This is a genomic window from Fimbriimonas ginsengisoli Gsoil 348, from assembly GCF_000724625.1.
Classification (GTDB): Bacteria; Armatimonadota; Fimbriimonadia; order Fimbriimonadales; family Fimbriimonadaceae; genus Fimbriimonas; species Fimbriimonas ginsengisoli.
Window position 1 is genome coordinate 993,503 of record NZ_CP007139.1, and the last position, 14,968, is coordinate 1,008,470.

Annotated in this window: 13 protein-coding genes; 5 read left to right on the forward strand and 8 right to left on the reverse strand. The window is 62.2% G+C overall.

From position 1 onward, the window contains the following. Nucleotides 1-4: 4 nt before the first annotated feature. The 8 genes from OP10G_RS27345 to OP10G_RS04620 form a co-directional block, all read right to left on the reverse strand. Complete coding sequence (locus OP10G_RS27345; protein ID WP_025227061.1) at nt 5-721, reverse strand: hypothetical protein; 717 nt, start codon at nt 719-721, stop codon at nt 5-7. Further along, the gene (locus OP10G_RS04590) at nt 718-1,632 is read right to left on the reverse strand and encodes a hypothetical protein (RefSeq protein ID WP_025227060.1); all 915 of its coding nucleotides are present in this window, start codon (nt 1,630-1,632) and stop codon (nt 718-720) included. Before OP10G_RS04590 ends, OP10G_RS27345 begins: the two co-directional genes overlap by 4 nt. Nucleotides 1,633-1,797: 165 nt before the next feature. Next, nucleotides 1,798-2,622 carry an ABC transporter ATP-binding protein gene (locus OP10G_RS04595; protein ID WP_052547543.1) on the reverse strand — a complete coding sequence of 275 codons (825 nt, stop codon included), beginning with the start codon at nt 2,620-2,622 and terminating at the stop codon, nt 1,798-1,800. After that, complete coding sequence (locus OP10G_RS04600) at nt 2,619-3,548, reverse strand: ABC transporter permease (protein ID WP_025227058.1); 930 nt, start codon at nt 3,546-3,548, stop codon at nt 2,619-2,621. The genes OP10G_RS04595 and OP10G_RS04600 overlap by 4 nt, the downstream gene beginning before the upstream one ends. A gap of 1 nt (nt 3,549) precedes the next feature. Continuing rightward, a complete protein-coding gene (locus tag OP10G_RS23975) occupies nt 3,550-5,355 on the reverse strand; it encodes a phosphate ABC transporter substrate-binding/OmpA family protein (protein ID WP_025227057.1) in 1,806 nt (601 codons plus the stop codon). A gap of 302 nt (nt 5,356-5,657) precedes the next feature. After that, complete coding sequence (locus tag OP10G_RS04610; protein ID WP_025227056.1) at nt 5,658-7,724, reverse strand: xanthine dehydrogenase family protein molybdopterin-binding subunit; 2,067 nt, start codon at nt 7,722-7,724, stop codon at nt 5,658-5,660. Beyond that, entirely contained in the window at nt 7,721-8,176 is a 456-nt protein-coding gene (locus tag OP10G_RS04615) for a (2Fe-2S)-binding protein (RefSeq protein WP_025227055.1), read from the reverse strand. Before OP10G_RS04615 ends, OP10G_RS04610 begins: the two co-directional genes overlap by 4 nt. Nucleotides 8,177-8,615: 439 nt before the next feature. Continuing rightward, nucleotides 8,616-9,551 (reverse strand): glycoside hydrolase family 43 protein, encoded by a 936-nt coding sequence (locus tag OP10G_RS04620; protein WP_025227054.1) that lies wholly within the window; start codon nt 9,549-9,551, stop codon nt 8,616-8,618. 205 nt (nt 9,552-9,756) lie between these two features. On the opposite strand from OP10G_RS04620, the gene hemA reads away from it, so the two are divergent. Genes hemA through OP10G_RS25630 form a run of 5 tightly spaced genes read left to right on the forward strand, consistent with a single transcriptional unit; the run spans nt 9,757 to nt 14,460 of the window. Then, complete coding sequence (gene hemA, locus OP10G_RS04625; RefSeq protein ID WP_025227053.1) at nt 9,757-11,145, forward strand: glutamyl-tRNA reductase; 1,389 nt, start codon at nt 9,757-9,759, stop codon at nt 11,143-11,145. Beyond that, complete coding sequence (hemC, locus tag OP10G_RS04630; RefSeq protein WP_025227052.1) at nt 11,138-12,085, forward strand: hydroxymethylbilane synthase; 948 nt, start codon at nt 11,138-11,140, stop codon at nt 12,083-12,085. Before hemA ends, hemC begins: the two co-directional genes overlap by 8 nt. Continuing rightward, entirely contained in the window at nt 12,082-12,846 is a 765-nt protein-coding gene (locus tag OP10G_RS04635) for a uroporphyrinogen-III synthase (RefSeq protein ID WP_025227051.1), read from the forward strand. Before hemC ends, OP10G_RS04635 begins: the two co-directional genes overlap by 4 nt. Continuing rightward, nucleotides 12,839-13,807, forward strand: a complete 969-nt coding sequence (gene hemB / locus OP10G_RS04640; protein ID WP_025227050.1) for a porphobilinogen synthase — start codon at nt 12,839-12,841, stop codon at nt 13,805-13,807. Before OP10G_RS04635 ends, hemB begins: the two co-directional genes overlap by 8 nt. Beyond that, nucleotides 13,789-14,460, forward strand: a complete 672-nt coding sequence (locus OP10G_RS25630) for a chlorite dismutase family protein (RefSeq protein WP_084178815.1) — start codon at nt 13,789-13,791, stop codon at nt 14,458-14,460. Before hemB ends, OP10G_RS25630 begins: the two co-directional genes overlap by 19 nt. Nucleotides 14,461-14,968: the final 508 nt, after the last annotated feature.

Below are 14,968 nucleotides of genomic sequence, written 5' to 3' on the forward strand. Positions count from 1 at the left end.
TACGTTACGCGTACTTGCTCGGCGCGACGTCGAGGGAAAAGAACTCCAGGACGTCGTCCAACCGGTCGGACTCGGTGTGGCAGGCTTCGCTGACGCGGGTTTGCTTGGCTTTGAAATCTTCGATCGACTGACGGCGTTTGGCGATTTCTTGCTCTAGGGCGCTGATCTCGAGCTCGGTTTTCGAGACGTATTGGTCAACCTGCTGAACGAAGCTTTGGGCGTAGGTGGCGAGGGCGGCGAGCTTGCGGGAGGCGTCGGCGACGATCGCCTCGGCGTTTACGCCGGTCGACTGACTCATCGCGTTAACGGTTACCTTCACGGTCGCGCGCTTGGTCTCGATCGGCAGCTCTTGAGGCAGGGTCGCGAGAAGCTCCAGCATCTGCTCCGCATCGAACGGGCAGCCGGGGAGGTTGGCGAGCTTGTAAATCGCCTGAAAGTCGACCGTCCCATCCGGCGAGACGACCGGCCCGGTTTGGGAGGCGGATACCTTGATCTCGTCGAGGTTGGGTCCGGGCGCCTCTCGCACAATCTGCTCGACCGTCCGCGGAGCGGGAGTGGGTTTGGGAGCCGGCGCAGGCGGGGTCGGGGCCGCGGGGACGGCCGGATCGGTGGCCGGCGCGACCGGCGATCGCATCGCCTTATAGAATTCTTCCTCCGGATTGGGCTCATCGATTTCGACGAACAGCCCGGCGGCCTTTTTGAGCGTATCGCTAATCCTCATGCTTGGTTCTCTTCTACGTTATACAAGCGTCCCGCCCCGGCCGCTACCGGCATCTGGTCGAAAGGCGAAACCTCCTGCAACGTTTCACTCAGGCTATCGCTCTGATAGACCACGTCCTCGATGTCGACGAGCACCTGTTCCGGCGATCGGGCGCGGATCTCGTCGTTGATAAGCCCGAACGTGTCTTCGATCAAGCAAAGCTGCTGACCGAGGTTCACGAGGATCTCCCCCATTTGGCCGACGTATTGCTTACGCCGCATTAGGATCTCCTTTCGCTTCTCCAAGACTGCCTGGTTGTGAAGGTTTTCTTCGCCGGGAAGGGAGGTCCGGATCGACTCGATATCTTCGTCGTACCGCTCTTGGATGCGGGCAACCGTCCGCTTGACCCATTCCTCTTCGGCCGCCTTCATCGGCTCGGCAGCCGGATCGGTCGCCCGCCTTCGCGGCGGCCGGGACGGATCGGTTCGCTCGACCTCCTCCAGCACGGAGCGGAGGTAGTTTTCGAACTGCACCTGCTTGGTGGCGAAGAGGAGAAACTTCTCCAGTAGGTAATCGAGCTTTCGCAAGACTTCCTGAAACCACCGCTTCCCTTTGAACAGCGGCCCGCCTACCTGCTCGCGTACCGTTTCCAGGCGAACGAAGCGGGTTTTGACGTCGGCAGAGAGAGAAGGAAAAACCTCGTCGGCGAGCTTTCTCCGGCGTTGAATGACTTCCTGGTCGTAACGCGCGCTTAATCGGGCGTCGTACCACTTGGAGTCGGGCACGAAGAGCAGGTAGGCGGCCTCTAACACGAGGACGCCCAATATTGGGACCAGGCTCAGGGTCCCCGCCGAGAGGGCAACCGCCGCCGCGAGGCCGATGGCGTTGTAGCTCTCTTTGAAGGCCTCTAAATATTTGTTGGTGCCGGGCATCGCCGCGTGTTTGAATCTACCTCAAGTACCAGGGTGCCACGGGTGCAGGGGATGTCCGTGCCCCGTAACCCGTGCCGGTAAGCGTGACACGGGTTACGACGAGCAACAAAGTTCACGATCTTCGGAACTCGTCGATGCTCGTCTCCACCCGTGGCACCCATTTTTTTACAGATTCGTAAACTCCGCTCGGATCTCCCTCCGAAGGTCGGAGCTCTCTTTGGTCTCACTTATCCCCTTTCGCCACGCCAGACCCATTTGCGCCAAGTTGAAGGTCTTCTGAATCCGCGCCCCGGGGGTAGGATTCCCAGAACCGTCGCGATCGCGACCCAAGAGCCAGATCGTGTCAGCGACCGCGACCGCGGCGTGGATGTCGTGGGTGACGATCACGAAGGTTCGTTTCTCGTCTTGCGCGGCCATCTCCATGATGAAGTCGATGACTCTCTCAGAAGCGAGGAGGTCTAGGCCGGAGAACGGCTCGTCCATGAGCAGCAAGTCGTTGCTGCACATGAACTGCTGGGCCAGGGCGACCCGCTGACGCTGGCCTCCGGAGAGCTGGATCGGATATTTTCCGCCATGCTCCTTAACGCCGAATCGTTCGAGCAACTCGGTCGCCTTGGTCATGGCTTCGCCACCCGAAAGCCCGATCTGTTTCCCGGCCACCACCAGGTTCCCTAAGACCGTTCGATGGGCGAAGAGAGGATAGTTCTGGGCGACGACGCCTACCGTCCCGCGCCGCACCGGCTCCCCGTCTTCCAGGGTAACGCTGCCTGAATCCGGTGCGTCCAGGCCCGCCAAGATTCGGAACAACGTGGTTTTGCCCATTCCGGAAGGCCCTAGCAGCGCGACGACCTGCCCCTGAGTCATCCCCGGCCGAACCAGGTTTTTGACCTCCAAATCGACGTCGCGAAGTACGAGGGTGTCGCCAAGCGTCTTCGAAACCTTATCGACCTTCAGCAGGGTCTCGTGATATTCGAATGGGAAAGTGGTCACGACTTCCGCTCCAGCATCAGGTCGGCATAGGGGCAGACCAGGCGGCGCAGAAGCGCGATTCCGCCGTCCTGCAGCAGCCCTACGACGAGGATCGCGATCTGGATCGCGTAGACCTCGGGCAGCTTGAAGTACTTCACGTTATTCAAGAGCATCGTGCCGATGCCCCCTTCGGACCGGACGACCCCTTCGACGAGGGTTAGCATCATCCACCCGATGGCGGCGTTTTGTCGCATCACTTCGAGGGCGCGGTCGGCGGTGCCGAGGATGACGACTTCCCACACCACACGCCACTCGCCCATTCGAAGCGTTCGCGCGTGGTCGAGCTCACCCTTCGGAATCGAGCCGATGACGGAGGCCATCGAAGTGACATAGAAGACGGTAACGCCCGCCACCAGCATCGAAATCTGCAGGTTGCGCCCCCCGCCGAAGACGCTCTGGAAGATGAGTGTGAAGCCGGCGAGGCTGAGGAAGCGCCCCTTTGAGACGGCGGTCACGATGGGGCGGAAGACCGGCAGCACCGTAAGGTAGGCGAGGCCGGTGGATATCACGGCCGAAATCGCGAGGGCAATGAGATTCAGCTTGAAGCTGGTGATCAGCTCGTCGCCAAGGCCTTGTTTCGCCCAAAGCTCACCGAACGCTCGGAATACCTCGCCGGGACCGGGCAGGAACTTTAATGGCGAGTAAATCCAAAAGAGGATCGCTAACGCTACCTCCCCGGCGACGATGAGCCGCATCCCGTTGCTGGGAATGAGCTTGTTTGGCAGGAAGATGTCGTACCAATGGCGGCTCTTGCGGTCACCGAACCGCATCGGCTCGGTCCCCCGGACCGCCGGCACGCCCCCTTTCGGAGGCGCGACGGCGGCATTCGGGTTTTCCTGAGCCTGGATCGAGTCGCGTTTCTCGATTTCAGACGGATCGTTGCTCATGTCACTTGGCGCCGAGGAGCCAGATTTCCACCCGGCGGTTCGCGGCGCGGCCGGGGCCGGTGCTGTTCGGCTGGATCGGATTCTGCGAGCCGTGAGCGTAGACCTGGATTCTTCCAGAGGGGAAGTTCACCGGGCTGCTTTGCTCCAGCCACTTCTGCACCGCGAAGGCGCGAGCTTCGGAGAGCTGCATATTCTTGGCGGGATCGCCCTGATTGTCGGTGTGGCCGTGGATTTCGATCGCCGCGCCGCTGGCGATCACGAGGTCGCGCCGCATCCGCTCCAAGTCACGCATCGCGGCAGGCGTGATCTTCGCCCTCCCGGTCTCGAACGTGATATTCCATCGCCGCTTGCTGATGACCGTGCTGCCTCTCTCCGGAGCGACCGGCTTCGTCGGGGTTACGTTGCCCGGCGACGAGGAGGACTTCGCTTCGCGAACGATGGCGCTTAGAAAGCTTGTATCTATCACTTGGTCAGGCCCCGGAAAACTCGACATGATCTCCGGATACTGCGATACGACCACGTCCCCGAACGCTTTGTAGGTTGCGGCGACCAAGCTCTGGCTTCCCGGAAGAAGTCCGAACGAGAGCTGCATATCGCCCAAATTGGTCACGCTCGAGCCACCGAGATCGACCTGCTGACCGGTCTTGTCAGGTTCCGTCGTTCCCTTGTAATACTTTTCCCAATACTCGGGCCCCGAGTTCTTTTCCTGGTAAACGGCGGCGCTTACTTCGGCGGCCTTATGAAGGGCGACCGGGCTAGATTTGACGGCGTCGCTGCCGTCGGCGATGGCGCGCAGCATCCCTTTGACGAGCTCGGGATGCTTCTTCATCCACTTGTCGATGCCGATGATGACGCACGGCATCTGGGAAGCATATTCTTTGGTGGAGACGATGCTGACCAAGCCGCCTTTCTGCTGGGCGACCTGTACGTCTCCGGGGGTCCAAGTGACGACGCCGTCGACGTGAACGGTCTTGGTTTCGCCCGTCCGTTTGCCGTTTTTGACCACGGCTCGCTGCTCGGTGTACCCGCCGATGTACTTCTGGCAGGCGTCGAGATAATCCGAGGCGTTGATCCAGTTCAAGGCGTCGGGATCCCAGGTCTTCTCGTCCGGGTTGTTCTTCAAACCGTTATCGGCGAGCCATTTCAGGGCGATGTTCCAGTCGCCGTCACGGATGACGCCGGCAACCACGCCTCCGCGGGAATTGAGGGCGTTTTTCATCCAAGATGACGGCCCCATAAACTTGTCCTCGCCGCGCGAGTAGCCCGCGACACCGACGATCTTGGCCTGATATTCGGGACCGAGCCGCCGCAGCGTATCGTTCAGACCCTTGAGGAAGACGGCGCTGCCATCTCCCATCATCGTCATAAAGTGCGCGCCGACGGTTGGGTTGTCTTGGCCATTGCTTACCGCGTTGGCGAAGGTGACGAGCGCTTCGGCGAGCTTGTCGTTGTTGTCTTGGCGGGACCATTTGAGGTTCACGCCGTACTTACACATAAGGGAGCCGCTGGATGCCTGAGCTCCGCCGTTGGCGAAGTGGATGCCCATTTGGGCATTCCAGGCGTAGCCGAGCATTCGGACTTCCGGTTTGTCCGCACATCCGGCTTCCGAACCGGGCATGACATAGTCATGCCCGCTGCCAGACGAAATGGTCATGCCGGGGAGGACGACCGGCCCGACGGTTTTGGATTCTTTGGCCGGGGCACTCGGGATGAGCTTCTCCCAGATTCCCGTCACCCGCGCAACGCCTACGGCGACGCCAACAACGACGATAAGGGCGACCACCTTGCCCGAGGTCTTCAGACGCATCTATATTTCTCCAAGCTTGGACACACGACGACGCGAATCCCCAAAGGGGCTCGGCGGCGGTTCACGTAGGACCGGACGTTTACGGTGCTGATAAAGAGGCATCGAACGTACGAAACAGATTCTTTCATCCAGTCCGCGCACCGACCGGGCGGTGCGTCCGAAGCCATCATACACGGTTCGGATTTAGTGGGTTGCGCTCACTTAAAGGGCGAGGGGGTTGGAGGGGAGGGACATCCCTCACCCCAGCCCTCTCCCTTCATCGGCACGAGCCATCCGACGAAGGGAGAGGGGGCCGGAGCCGGTTACACCAATTCTTCGAGCCGGATTGGGAATTTGCGGACGCGTTTGCCGGTGGCGGCGGCCACGGCGTTCGCTACGGCCGGGGGGACCGACGGGTAGCCAACTTCGCCCATTCCGCCCGGATCGGCGGAGCCGGAGACGATGTGGCACTCGATCTTGGGCATCGCGTCCATCGTCATCCACTTGTAATCGGGCCAGCTTCCCTGCACCACGCCACCTTTGTCGATCGTAATTTCGGCTCGCAGAGCGGTGGAGAGGCCGTCCACGCAGCCGCCTTGGACCTGAGCTTCAACCCCCTTCGGGTTCACCGCCAAGCCGGGATCCACGACGGCGACGACGCGGTGCAGCTTGACTTTGCCGCCCTGAACGCTCGCTTCCACCACGTGCGCGATGCAGGAGCCGTACCCCACGAAACAGGCGATCCCCCGACCATGGCCCGCCGGCAGCGGCTTGCCCCAGTCGGAAAGCTTGCCCGCTTGCTCCAGCACGTTCTTGAGGCGGTCGTCCTTGGCGTGGGCGAGGCGGAACTCCAGCGGGTCCTTCCCGGCAGCATGGGCCAGCTCGTCGATGAAGCACTCGTTGGCGACGTTGAGCTGCGAGTTCTCAACCGAGCGCCAGGCACCGGTCGGGATCGGGAAATCGACGCCGCCGTACATCATCCCGGCGTCAGCGATCTCGTAAGGAATGCCCGCGCCGCGGAAACCGTTGGCCCGCCCGCCCTCGGCTTGGACGGCCTGATGACTCCAGCCCACCGCTTTGCCGCCATCGACGGCCCCCTTCATGGCATGGTGGCTCGCCGGGCGATAGAAGTCGTTCCGCATGTCGTCCTCTCGCGAGTAGACAAGCTGGACCGGGCGGTTCGCCAGCTTCGAAAGCTTCACCGCGTCGTTCACGAAGTCGACCTGGAACCGTCGCCCGAATCCGCCACCGAGGAGGGCGACGTGAACGGTGACGTTATCCTTTGGAATATTCAGAACCCGAGCTGCCGAGCCCTGGGCGCCGGTCGGGGCCTGGGTGCTGCAGTAGAGGGTGCAGTGGTCGCCCTTGACGTCGGCCAGACAGTTCATCGGCTCCATCGTCGCGTGCGCGAGGTAAGGAAGGTCGTAAGTCGCCTCCACTACCTTCGCGCCCGCCGGCATCGGTTTGTGGTCGACGACGGCGCCCTTCAGCGCCTCGGTGATCTTTGCCGTTGTCAAATCGGCGTTGGGGCCGGGGTTCCACTCCAGCTTCAGCGCCTCTCGCCCTTTCATCGCCGCCCAGGTGTTGGTAGCGAATACGGCGACGCCGCTGTCCACCTTCTGAACGTCGATCACGCCCGGCACTTTGCGGGCATCGGCGTCGTCGACCGACTTCAGGGTTGCGCCGAACGCCGGCGGGCGCGCGATGACCGCGAACGCCATCCCTTCGACCCGGAAATCCGCGCCGTACATCGCCTTACCGGTGGCGACATCGGTGTTGTCGACCCGATTCGCTCCCTTGCCGACGATCTGGAAATCTTTCGCGTCTTTCAGGGTGACGCCGGTGGGAAGCGGCTCGGCGGCTGCCGCCGCGGTCAGGTCGGCGTACGGGATCGATTTACCGTTGGCCGGATTGACCACCGTTCCGTGCACAGTTTTGAGGGTGGAGGCGTCGACACCCCACTGCTTGGCGGCGGCTCCGACGAGCATCGCGCGAGCGGAAGCGCCCATCTGCCTAAGCTGGCGGTGCATCGACCGGATGGAGCTGCTTCCCCCCGTTCCGCCTCCGCCGATCGGCGGGACGCCTGCTCCGGCCTGGATGACCTTGACCTTCGTCCAGTCGAGGTCCATCTCCTCGGCTACCAACATGGCAAGCGAGGTCCGGACGCCCTGCCCCATATCGGACCGGGTGATGGTGACGGTCACCGAACCATCGGGATCGACCTTCACGTAGGCGTTCGGGGCGAAAACCGGGCGGCCCGCTTTCTCATCCTTCATCAGGGCCGGATTAGCGCAGGCAACGGTGGCGAAGCTGCCCAGCATGAAACTGGCGCCCACTCCACCAACGACCTTAAGGAGTCCGCGTCGGCTAAGTTCGTGTCGGTCGCTCATTTCTTGGCCGCCTCGTGGATCGCTTCCCGGATGCGCTGGTAGGTGCCGCATCGGCAGACGTGATACTTCATCGTCTCGTCGATATCGGCATCGGTCGGGTTCGGCTTTTGCTTGAGCAGCGCCGCCGCGGCCATGATCTGGCCCGCCTGGCAGTAGCCGCACTGGGGAACGTCTTGCTCGACCCATGCCTTCTGCAGCGGGTGAGAGCCGTCCTTCGACAGACCCTCGATGGTGGTGACCTTGCGCCCCTTGAGGTCGGCGATCGTCACCTGACATCCCTGTGCCTCCTTGCCGTCGAGGAGGACGGTGCACGCCCCGCAAGCCCCGATTCCGCAGCCGAACTTAGTGCCAGTGAGACCAATCAGATCGCGAAGGACCCACAGCAGCGGCATGTCGGCCATTGCCTCGACGGTTCGTTCCGCGCCGTTAACGTTTATCTTGTATTGAGCCATAGACCGTATCCCCAGTATAAGCCCGATTCGACCCTAATCACGGCCTTAGAATCATCAAGGGCCGTGACATTATCGACCCCTCTATCGTCTTCTGTGGCCGCCTTCTGGGGCCGCCGCACTTTCAGAACTTGAGAAAATGGGTCGTCTCCACCCAGGGCTGGCATATTCCGCCCCTTTTAGGCTGGATTGGGACGATCATGGTCATCAACAAAATAGATTGACAAGAAAGGTTCACCCGTAGCCCGGGGATTTATCCCCGGAGGAGCCTTGAACCGCGGCTGAAGCCACAGGCTACGAGTGAAATCGACCATCAACGTCCGCACCTTCGATCATCAGTCGTCGCCAACAATGCGACGGCTTCCTCGGGAGCGGGGTGGTCTCAGTGGAGATATCGACCAAATGGTCGGCCCCTGCCAGACCGAGCGTATGCGGGGATCGATTATGGTTTCGAGAGGGCTTCGCGGACGCGCCGGACGAGGTCGAGTGGGACCAAAACGACGGTGCCGTGGCGAGCGCCGGGGACCATCTTGATTCGGTCGCTTACATCGTCCCAATTCGTTAGGTCGCGCGATTCTACGGCTCCCCAGCGACCCTCCATGTATCGGTCGAAGTAGACGCGGTAGATCGGGCCATCCTTCACCGCGGTCGGCCCCTCGGCCCAATATGAGCCGGTGATCGGCGCCTTCAGCATGACGAACGGTCCGGTTGGACGCGGACCCGCGGCAACGAAGAGCGACTTGGCCGGTTTGGGAGCCTTGGTCTCGTCTTTTCCGAAGAGGATCCACCGAGCGCCGTCGTGGAGCAGAGTCGCGTCGATGGAGTTGACGCCGGGATCCCACATGAGGCGGGCAGGAGCGTAGTTCTGGAAGTCTGTGGTTGACGTGCAGTAGTAACGGTGGTTGAGCGGCGTTCCGTCCGGCGCCTTGTCGCCGTCGGTTCGGGCGGTTTCGGAGAACTGACCCTTTACGGTCGACGACCAGAAGAGGGTGTAGCTCTTCGATTTATCGTCGTAGGCGAGCTCCGGCGCCCAGGCGTTCAGCGCATTCGGCTCCCTTTCCATTGCCGGCACGAGCTCTTGCGGCTCCCAGTTCACGAGATCTTTGGAGTGTGAGATGCCGACGCTGCGGTCCCACCAGCCGGTCGTCCAGACCATGTGCCAACCGCCGTCGCCGCCTCGGACCAGGCAAGGGTCGCGCATCAGGCGGTCTTTACCGAGAGTCGGACGGAGGATGGGCACATTCGGCTCCACAATCGGTTTGAACTGATAACCGTCTTCGCTCACGGCCAGGTAGGCACCCGACTCCCCATTTCCGACGAAGTAAGTGGCGAGGTAGAGCGGCTTTGCCATCGTCATTGCGAGTAGGAGCGTAAGCATGTCGGCGTCAACCCAACTAGAGCCTACGTTTTACGGTTGCATAATGGCATCCGGTTCGGGTCAAAAGGCCTCTCGAGGTTCAACACATTTACTGATAGGCGGCTCCCGAGAGACCGTGCCGAATACACCACCTTCGTCGAACCGCGACCGCGACCGTCAGTTTCGGCAAATGCCACGCCCTCGGTAGGCGTCAAAATAATTCTTGGTGGACTCACAAACCGCTGTTCCGATCAGCTTCTACCCGGAGGCCCGCGAGAGCCGGGGGCGGCTGCCGCTTTACCCCTACGAAACGCGCCTGGTTTGCCGGCACGAGGGGACCCACTGCGGGGTCGGAAGGACGTCCGCTATGCCGGCCCCGTTCGGCGTGGTTGGCCTGAGCCACCGAACCGCGCCGCTCGAAGTGCGCAGCCGGGTTACCATTCCCCCCGACGCGATCCCCGATTTCTTAGCGTTGGCCAAGGCAAACGACGTTCCGGAGTGTGTAGTCCTCTCCACCTGCAACCGAACCGAGATCTACTATTCGGGGACTGAGGCGGAGGTCGTCAGGACCCTTTTGGCGGGATACGCCGAGGTCCCGCTGGAGGAGCTTCGGCCGTTTCTCTACGAGAAGGGGTGCGTTTGCGCAGCCTGTCACCTGTTTCGCGTCACCTCGGGACTCGATTCGGCCGTCCTCGGCGAGACCGAGATCGTTGCTCAGATCAAAGAAGCGTGGCGGTCCGGAACCACCGGGCCGGTACTCGACCTCCTTTTCCAACGCGGACTCGAGACAAGCAAGCGGATCCGAACCGAGACGGAGCTGTGCCGGAACGTAACGTCGACCGGATCGCTGGCGGTACGCGAAGCGGAGCACCGGATCGGCTCTCTCAAGGATCGGCGCTCCTTGGTCTTGGGCGCGGGGAAGATCGCGGAGCGCGTCGTACGCGAGCTTCGCTCTCGGGAGAGCTGCGACGTTCGGATCGTTAATCGAACCTTTTCCAAAGCGGACCTTTTGGCCGACAAGCCGGGGTTCGAGGCGGTGCCGTTCGATTTCCTTCACGCCGAGCTTTTGGAGGCGGACGTCGTCTTCGCGACGGTGGCGGCGACCGCGCCGATTCTTTCTCGGGAGTTAATTGGCCAATTGAGCGAGGCTCGCCAAGGGCGTCCGCTCGTTGTGATCGATCTGGGGGTTCCCCCTAACGTCGAAAACGGTTCGCTTGCGATCGGTATCGACGTCGTCAATCTCGACGAAATTACGGCCGGGTGCGCCGAAAATTCGGAACGGCGCATGGCAGCGATCCCGTTCGCGCTCGAGATCCTGGAAGAAGAGCTGGGACGGTTCGGCGCGGCGTTGACCGAGCGAGCGGCGGCTCCTACCATTAGAGCCCTGATCGCCCGCGGGGAGGCGATCCGCTCGCGAAACGTGGAGTGGGCGAAAGAGCGACTCGAAGGACTCACCGAGCGTGAGATCCGCGTGGTGGAAGAGATGGCGAGGCGGATGATGATCGGATTGCTGGAAGCGCCGATCGACAGTCTAAAAGGAGAGCTGGCGGGGCATGAGCACCGCGCGGTCGTGGAGCGGCTGTTCCTTTTAGACGGGGGTCCCTCCGATCGCTAGCCTACGGCTCGGCACCCGCGGCAGCCGCCTCGCCCTCGCCCAAGCACACATGGTGCAGGAGTCGCTCCAACGGCTTCATCCGGGACTCGACGTTGAAATCGTCACCATTCGTACCAGCGGAGACCGCGGAGAACGCGAACGGCTGGGCGCTTTCGTGCGCGAAATCCAAGAAGCTCTCCTGGCAAACCAGGTCGATGTCGCGCTCCACTGCTTAAAGGACCTTCCGACGGAGCCGGTGCCAGGCCTCTCGCTTTCCGCCTACCTGGAGCGCGAAGATGCGCGAGACACGTTGATCTCGCGCGGACCCGGGCTCGAGAGCTTGCCGGAGGGATCGGTCATCGGAACGGGAAGCCTCCGCCGGACCTCTCAGATCGCCAACGTTCGGAACGACGTGGTGTTTAAGCCCCTGGTCGGGAACGTCGACACCCGGATGAGGAAGCTGATCGAGGGCGAGTACGACGCGATCGTACTTGCGCTGGCGGGGCTGAAGCGGCTGGGGCTGATGGAAGACTGGGGTCGGTCCGAATACAAGGAACTCGTCGTCTGGCCAAAGTCGGTCGAGACGATCGTTCCCGCGCCGGGGCAAGCGGTGCTGGTTTTAGAGACGCGCGAGGCGGATGCGGCGGCGATCGAGCTCATTTCCCCTCTTCACCATTCTCTTACGTCCGCGTGCAGCCGGGCCGAGCGAAGCTTCCTGCAGGCCTTCGGTGGCGGATGTTCGGTCCCGATCGGCGCCTATGCTCAAGTAAATGAGCACGGATTCGGCATGATTGGGTGCGTGGCTTCTCCTGACGGGAAACAGTATTTGAAAGGCAATCGCAATGGCTCCCTCGACGCACCCGAAGAGATGGGCGCGGAGTTTGCGAGGGAGCTCGGCGGGCACGGGGCTTTCGAGATCGTTCAAGCCGTCCTCGCCACTCGCGACGGAGGGATCGCGTGAGCCTTCCGCTAGCCGGAATGACGGTGATGGTGACGCGGCCGGCCGCGCAGGTCGAGGATCTTGCCCGACCCCTACAAGAGCTCGGGGCTGAGGTGGTTACGATGCCGGCTATCGAGATCGCGCAGCCACTCGACCGGCGTCCGTTAGATTCCGCCCTGCGAAACCTGGGAGATTACGACTGGGTGGTGCTGACGAGCGTAAACGGCGTCGATGCGGTTCGGCGGGCGATGGACGAAGTCGGCGTTCCCATCGAGGAGATGAACGAGCGGAAGTTGGCCGTTATCGGGCCCGCGACAGGGGCGGCGTTGACCAAGGCGTTTCGCGCTCCTGACTTGATGCCGGCCGAATTCGTTTCCGAGGCGATCGCGCAGGCATTGGGTGACGTGGCCGGGAAACGATTTTTGCTCGCCCGGGCCGACATCGCCCGGCGCGATCTCGCGCAGATCTTGGCCCTGCGAGGAGCCGAGGTGGACGAGGTGATCGCCTACCGGATCGTCCGTCCGGACGCGACGCGCCTGCCCGCGACGGTTCCAAATTACATCACGCTCACCAGCTCCGCCGGGGTCCGCGGCACGCGAGACGCGCTCGTCGGCGCGGGACTCGAGGATTGGCTGAACCAGGCCGCACTCGTCTGCATCGGCCCGATTACCGCCGGCACGGTCCGTGAACTGGGGTACGAACCGACGGTGGTGGCGAAGGATTACACGATCCAAGGAATGGTCGCCGCTTTGGTCGAGTATGCGAGGAGGACCCATGTCTGACCGGCTACGGAGGCTGCGCCGGACCCCAGGCTTACGCAACCTCGTCCGCGAGACGCGGCTGCGGGCCGCCGACTTCATCTATCCCATTTTCGTCAGCGAAACCGCGACTGAACCAGAACCGATTCCATCGATGCCGGGCCAGTCCCGCTTGCCGTTGACGGCGGTCGCCGCGAAGGTGAAGGAGGCCCAAAGGCTCGGGCTGGGAGCGATCCTTTTTTTCGGATTGCCCAGGGAAAAAGACGACAATGCCACCTCATCTTGCGCGCCGCACGGGATCGTTCAGAGGGCGATTCGCACCGCCAAAGAGGCGTGCCCGGAAATGGTGCTGATGACCGACGTCTGCGTGTGCGCCTACACGCCGCACGGGCATTGCGGGGTGTTGAAGGGGCATGAGGTGGACAACGATGAAACGCTGCGCCTCCTCGCAAACATGGCCGTTTCCCACGCCGAAGCCGGCGCCGACGTGGTCGCGCCGAGCTCAATGATGGACCGCCAAGTGGGCGCTCTTCGCGAAGCCCTCGACGAGAGAGGTTTCATGGAGACCGCGGTCATGGGGTACTCGGCCAAGTTTGCCTCCGCGTACTACGGGCCGTTTCGCGATGCGGCCGATTCCGCGCCGTCGTTCGGCGACCGGGCGAGCTACCAGCACGATCCCGCCAACATTCGCCACGCCCGTCGAGAAATCCTCGCCGACGAGCGTGAGGGGGCCGACATCCTGATGGTCAAACCTGGAATTGCCTACCTCGACGTCGTCCGCCTCGCCCGGGAGACCAGCGATTTGCCGATCGCCGCTTACAACGTGAGCGGCGAGTACTCGATGATCAAGGCGGCCGCCGAACGCGGCTGGCTGGATGAGCGCAAAGTGGTTCTCGAAACCCTCACCGCTTTCCGCCGCGCGGGCGCGGACCTCGTCATCACCTATCACGCCCTGGATGCTGCTAAATGGCTGAACGACAACTAAACCTCTACGCCACCTTCGCCTATAACGAGGCCTACTTCAACCTCTCCGACGAGGAGCGGCGAGAGGTCCGCCGGCGCATTGCCGAAGAGGCTCCGACGGTTGCGGAAGCGACGCAGTTCTATTCGATCTTCCCCGCCCGATGCGATTCGGATTTCCTGATCTGGTCGGCCTGGTCCGCCGATACCGACGACGCCACTGAGAAGGCGCTGACCGGTTACGCGACGGTCAGCGAAGGTTGGCGTCGCTACGTCCACCCTACGCAAACCCTTTGGGGCTACACGAGAGTCTCGACCTACGCCCGAGGCAAGAGCGAGCAGGACATGGACCCGTTCGACGAGACCCGCGGAACCTACTTTGTGGCGTATCCGTTCGCCAAAACGAAGGAGTGGTACCTGATGAGCATGGATGCCCGACAGGGTCAGATGAACGAGCACATCAAGCTCGGCAAACAATATCCGGAGATCCGCCAACTCCTTCTCTACTCGTTCGGCGTGCAGGATCAGGAGTTCGTAGTAGCTTACGAAACTGAGGACCTCCCCAAGTTCTCGGACCTGGTTTACGCGTTACGCAGCACGGAAGCCCGCCGCCACACCGCGTTGGACACCCCTCTCATCACCGGCATCCACCGGACGCCGGAGGAATTCATCCGATGAGCCGTAGCATCGGCTCCCAGCCGATGACCCCAAAGTTCCAGGCTCTGACCACGTTTTCTTCCGGTCCAGAGCAGCCGAGCCTGGGCTCCGCGACGGTCTTCCGGATGCCGGAACAAAGGCGTCGCCGGGTGGAACCCTCCCCCTCGCACCTGAGGGGGAGGGCAGGGTGGGGGAGCACTCAAAGCGTCCGAAGTCCTCTGAATATACGAGTGGCGGCAGAAGAAGCGCTTCTATTCAATGGACTTGTGACAGTGATGGTCCACCCCCACCCTGCCCTCCCCCGCCTTGGCGGGAGAGGGTTCTTGCGAGTGGAGCTCTTTCACCTTTCCGAGGCACACTGCCTGTCCAGACATCCAGTTCATCCAGAGGCATCGAAGCCTGCGCACGGGATTAGGAAACAAGGGCATCGCCTAATGGAGACCTCTTCGTCGGAAGGGTTAGTTCGTACCTGCGGGAGAGCGTTCGTTGTTTCGACCAAGGATGTCGATCATTGGGGATGCAGGTACGA

Coding starts and splice junctions, on each gene's coding strand:
- OP10G_RS27345 (WP_025227061.1), bottom strand. CDS start 721: ATGAGGATTAGCGATACGCTCAAAAAGGCCGCCGGGCTGTTCGTCGAA.
- OP10G_RS04590 (WP_025227060.1), bottom strand. CDS start 1,632: ATGCCCGGCACCAACAAATATTTAGAGGCCTTCAAAGAGAGCTACAAC.
- OP10G_RS04600 (WP_025227058.1), bottom strand. CDS start 3,548: ATGAGCAACGATCCGTCTGAAATCGAGAAACGCGACTCGATCCAGGCT.
- OP10G_RS23975 (WP_025227057.1), bottom strand. CDS start 5,355: ATGCGTCTGAAGACCTCGGGCAAGGTGGTCGCCCTTATCGTCGTTGTT.
- OP10G_RS04610 (WP_025227056.1), bottom strand. CDS start 7,724: ATGAGCGACCGACACGAACTTAGCCGACGCGGACTCCTTAAGGTCGTT.
- OP10G_RS04615 (WP_025227055.1), bottom strand. CDS start 8,176: ATGGCTCAATACAAGATAAACGTTAACGGCGCGGAACGAACCGTCGAG.
- OP10G_RS04620 (WP_025227054.1), bottom strand. CDS start 9,551: ATGCTTACGCTCCTACTCGCAATGACGATGGCAAAGCCGCTCTACCTC.
- hemB (WP_025227050.1), top strand. CDS start 12,839: ATGTCTGACCGGCTACGGAGGCTGCGCCGGACCCCAGGCTTACGCAAC.
- OP10G_RS25630 (WP_084178815.1), top strand. CDS start 13,789: ATGGCTGAACGACAACTAAACCTCTACGCCACCTTCGCCTATAACGAG.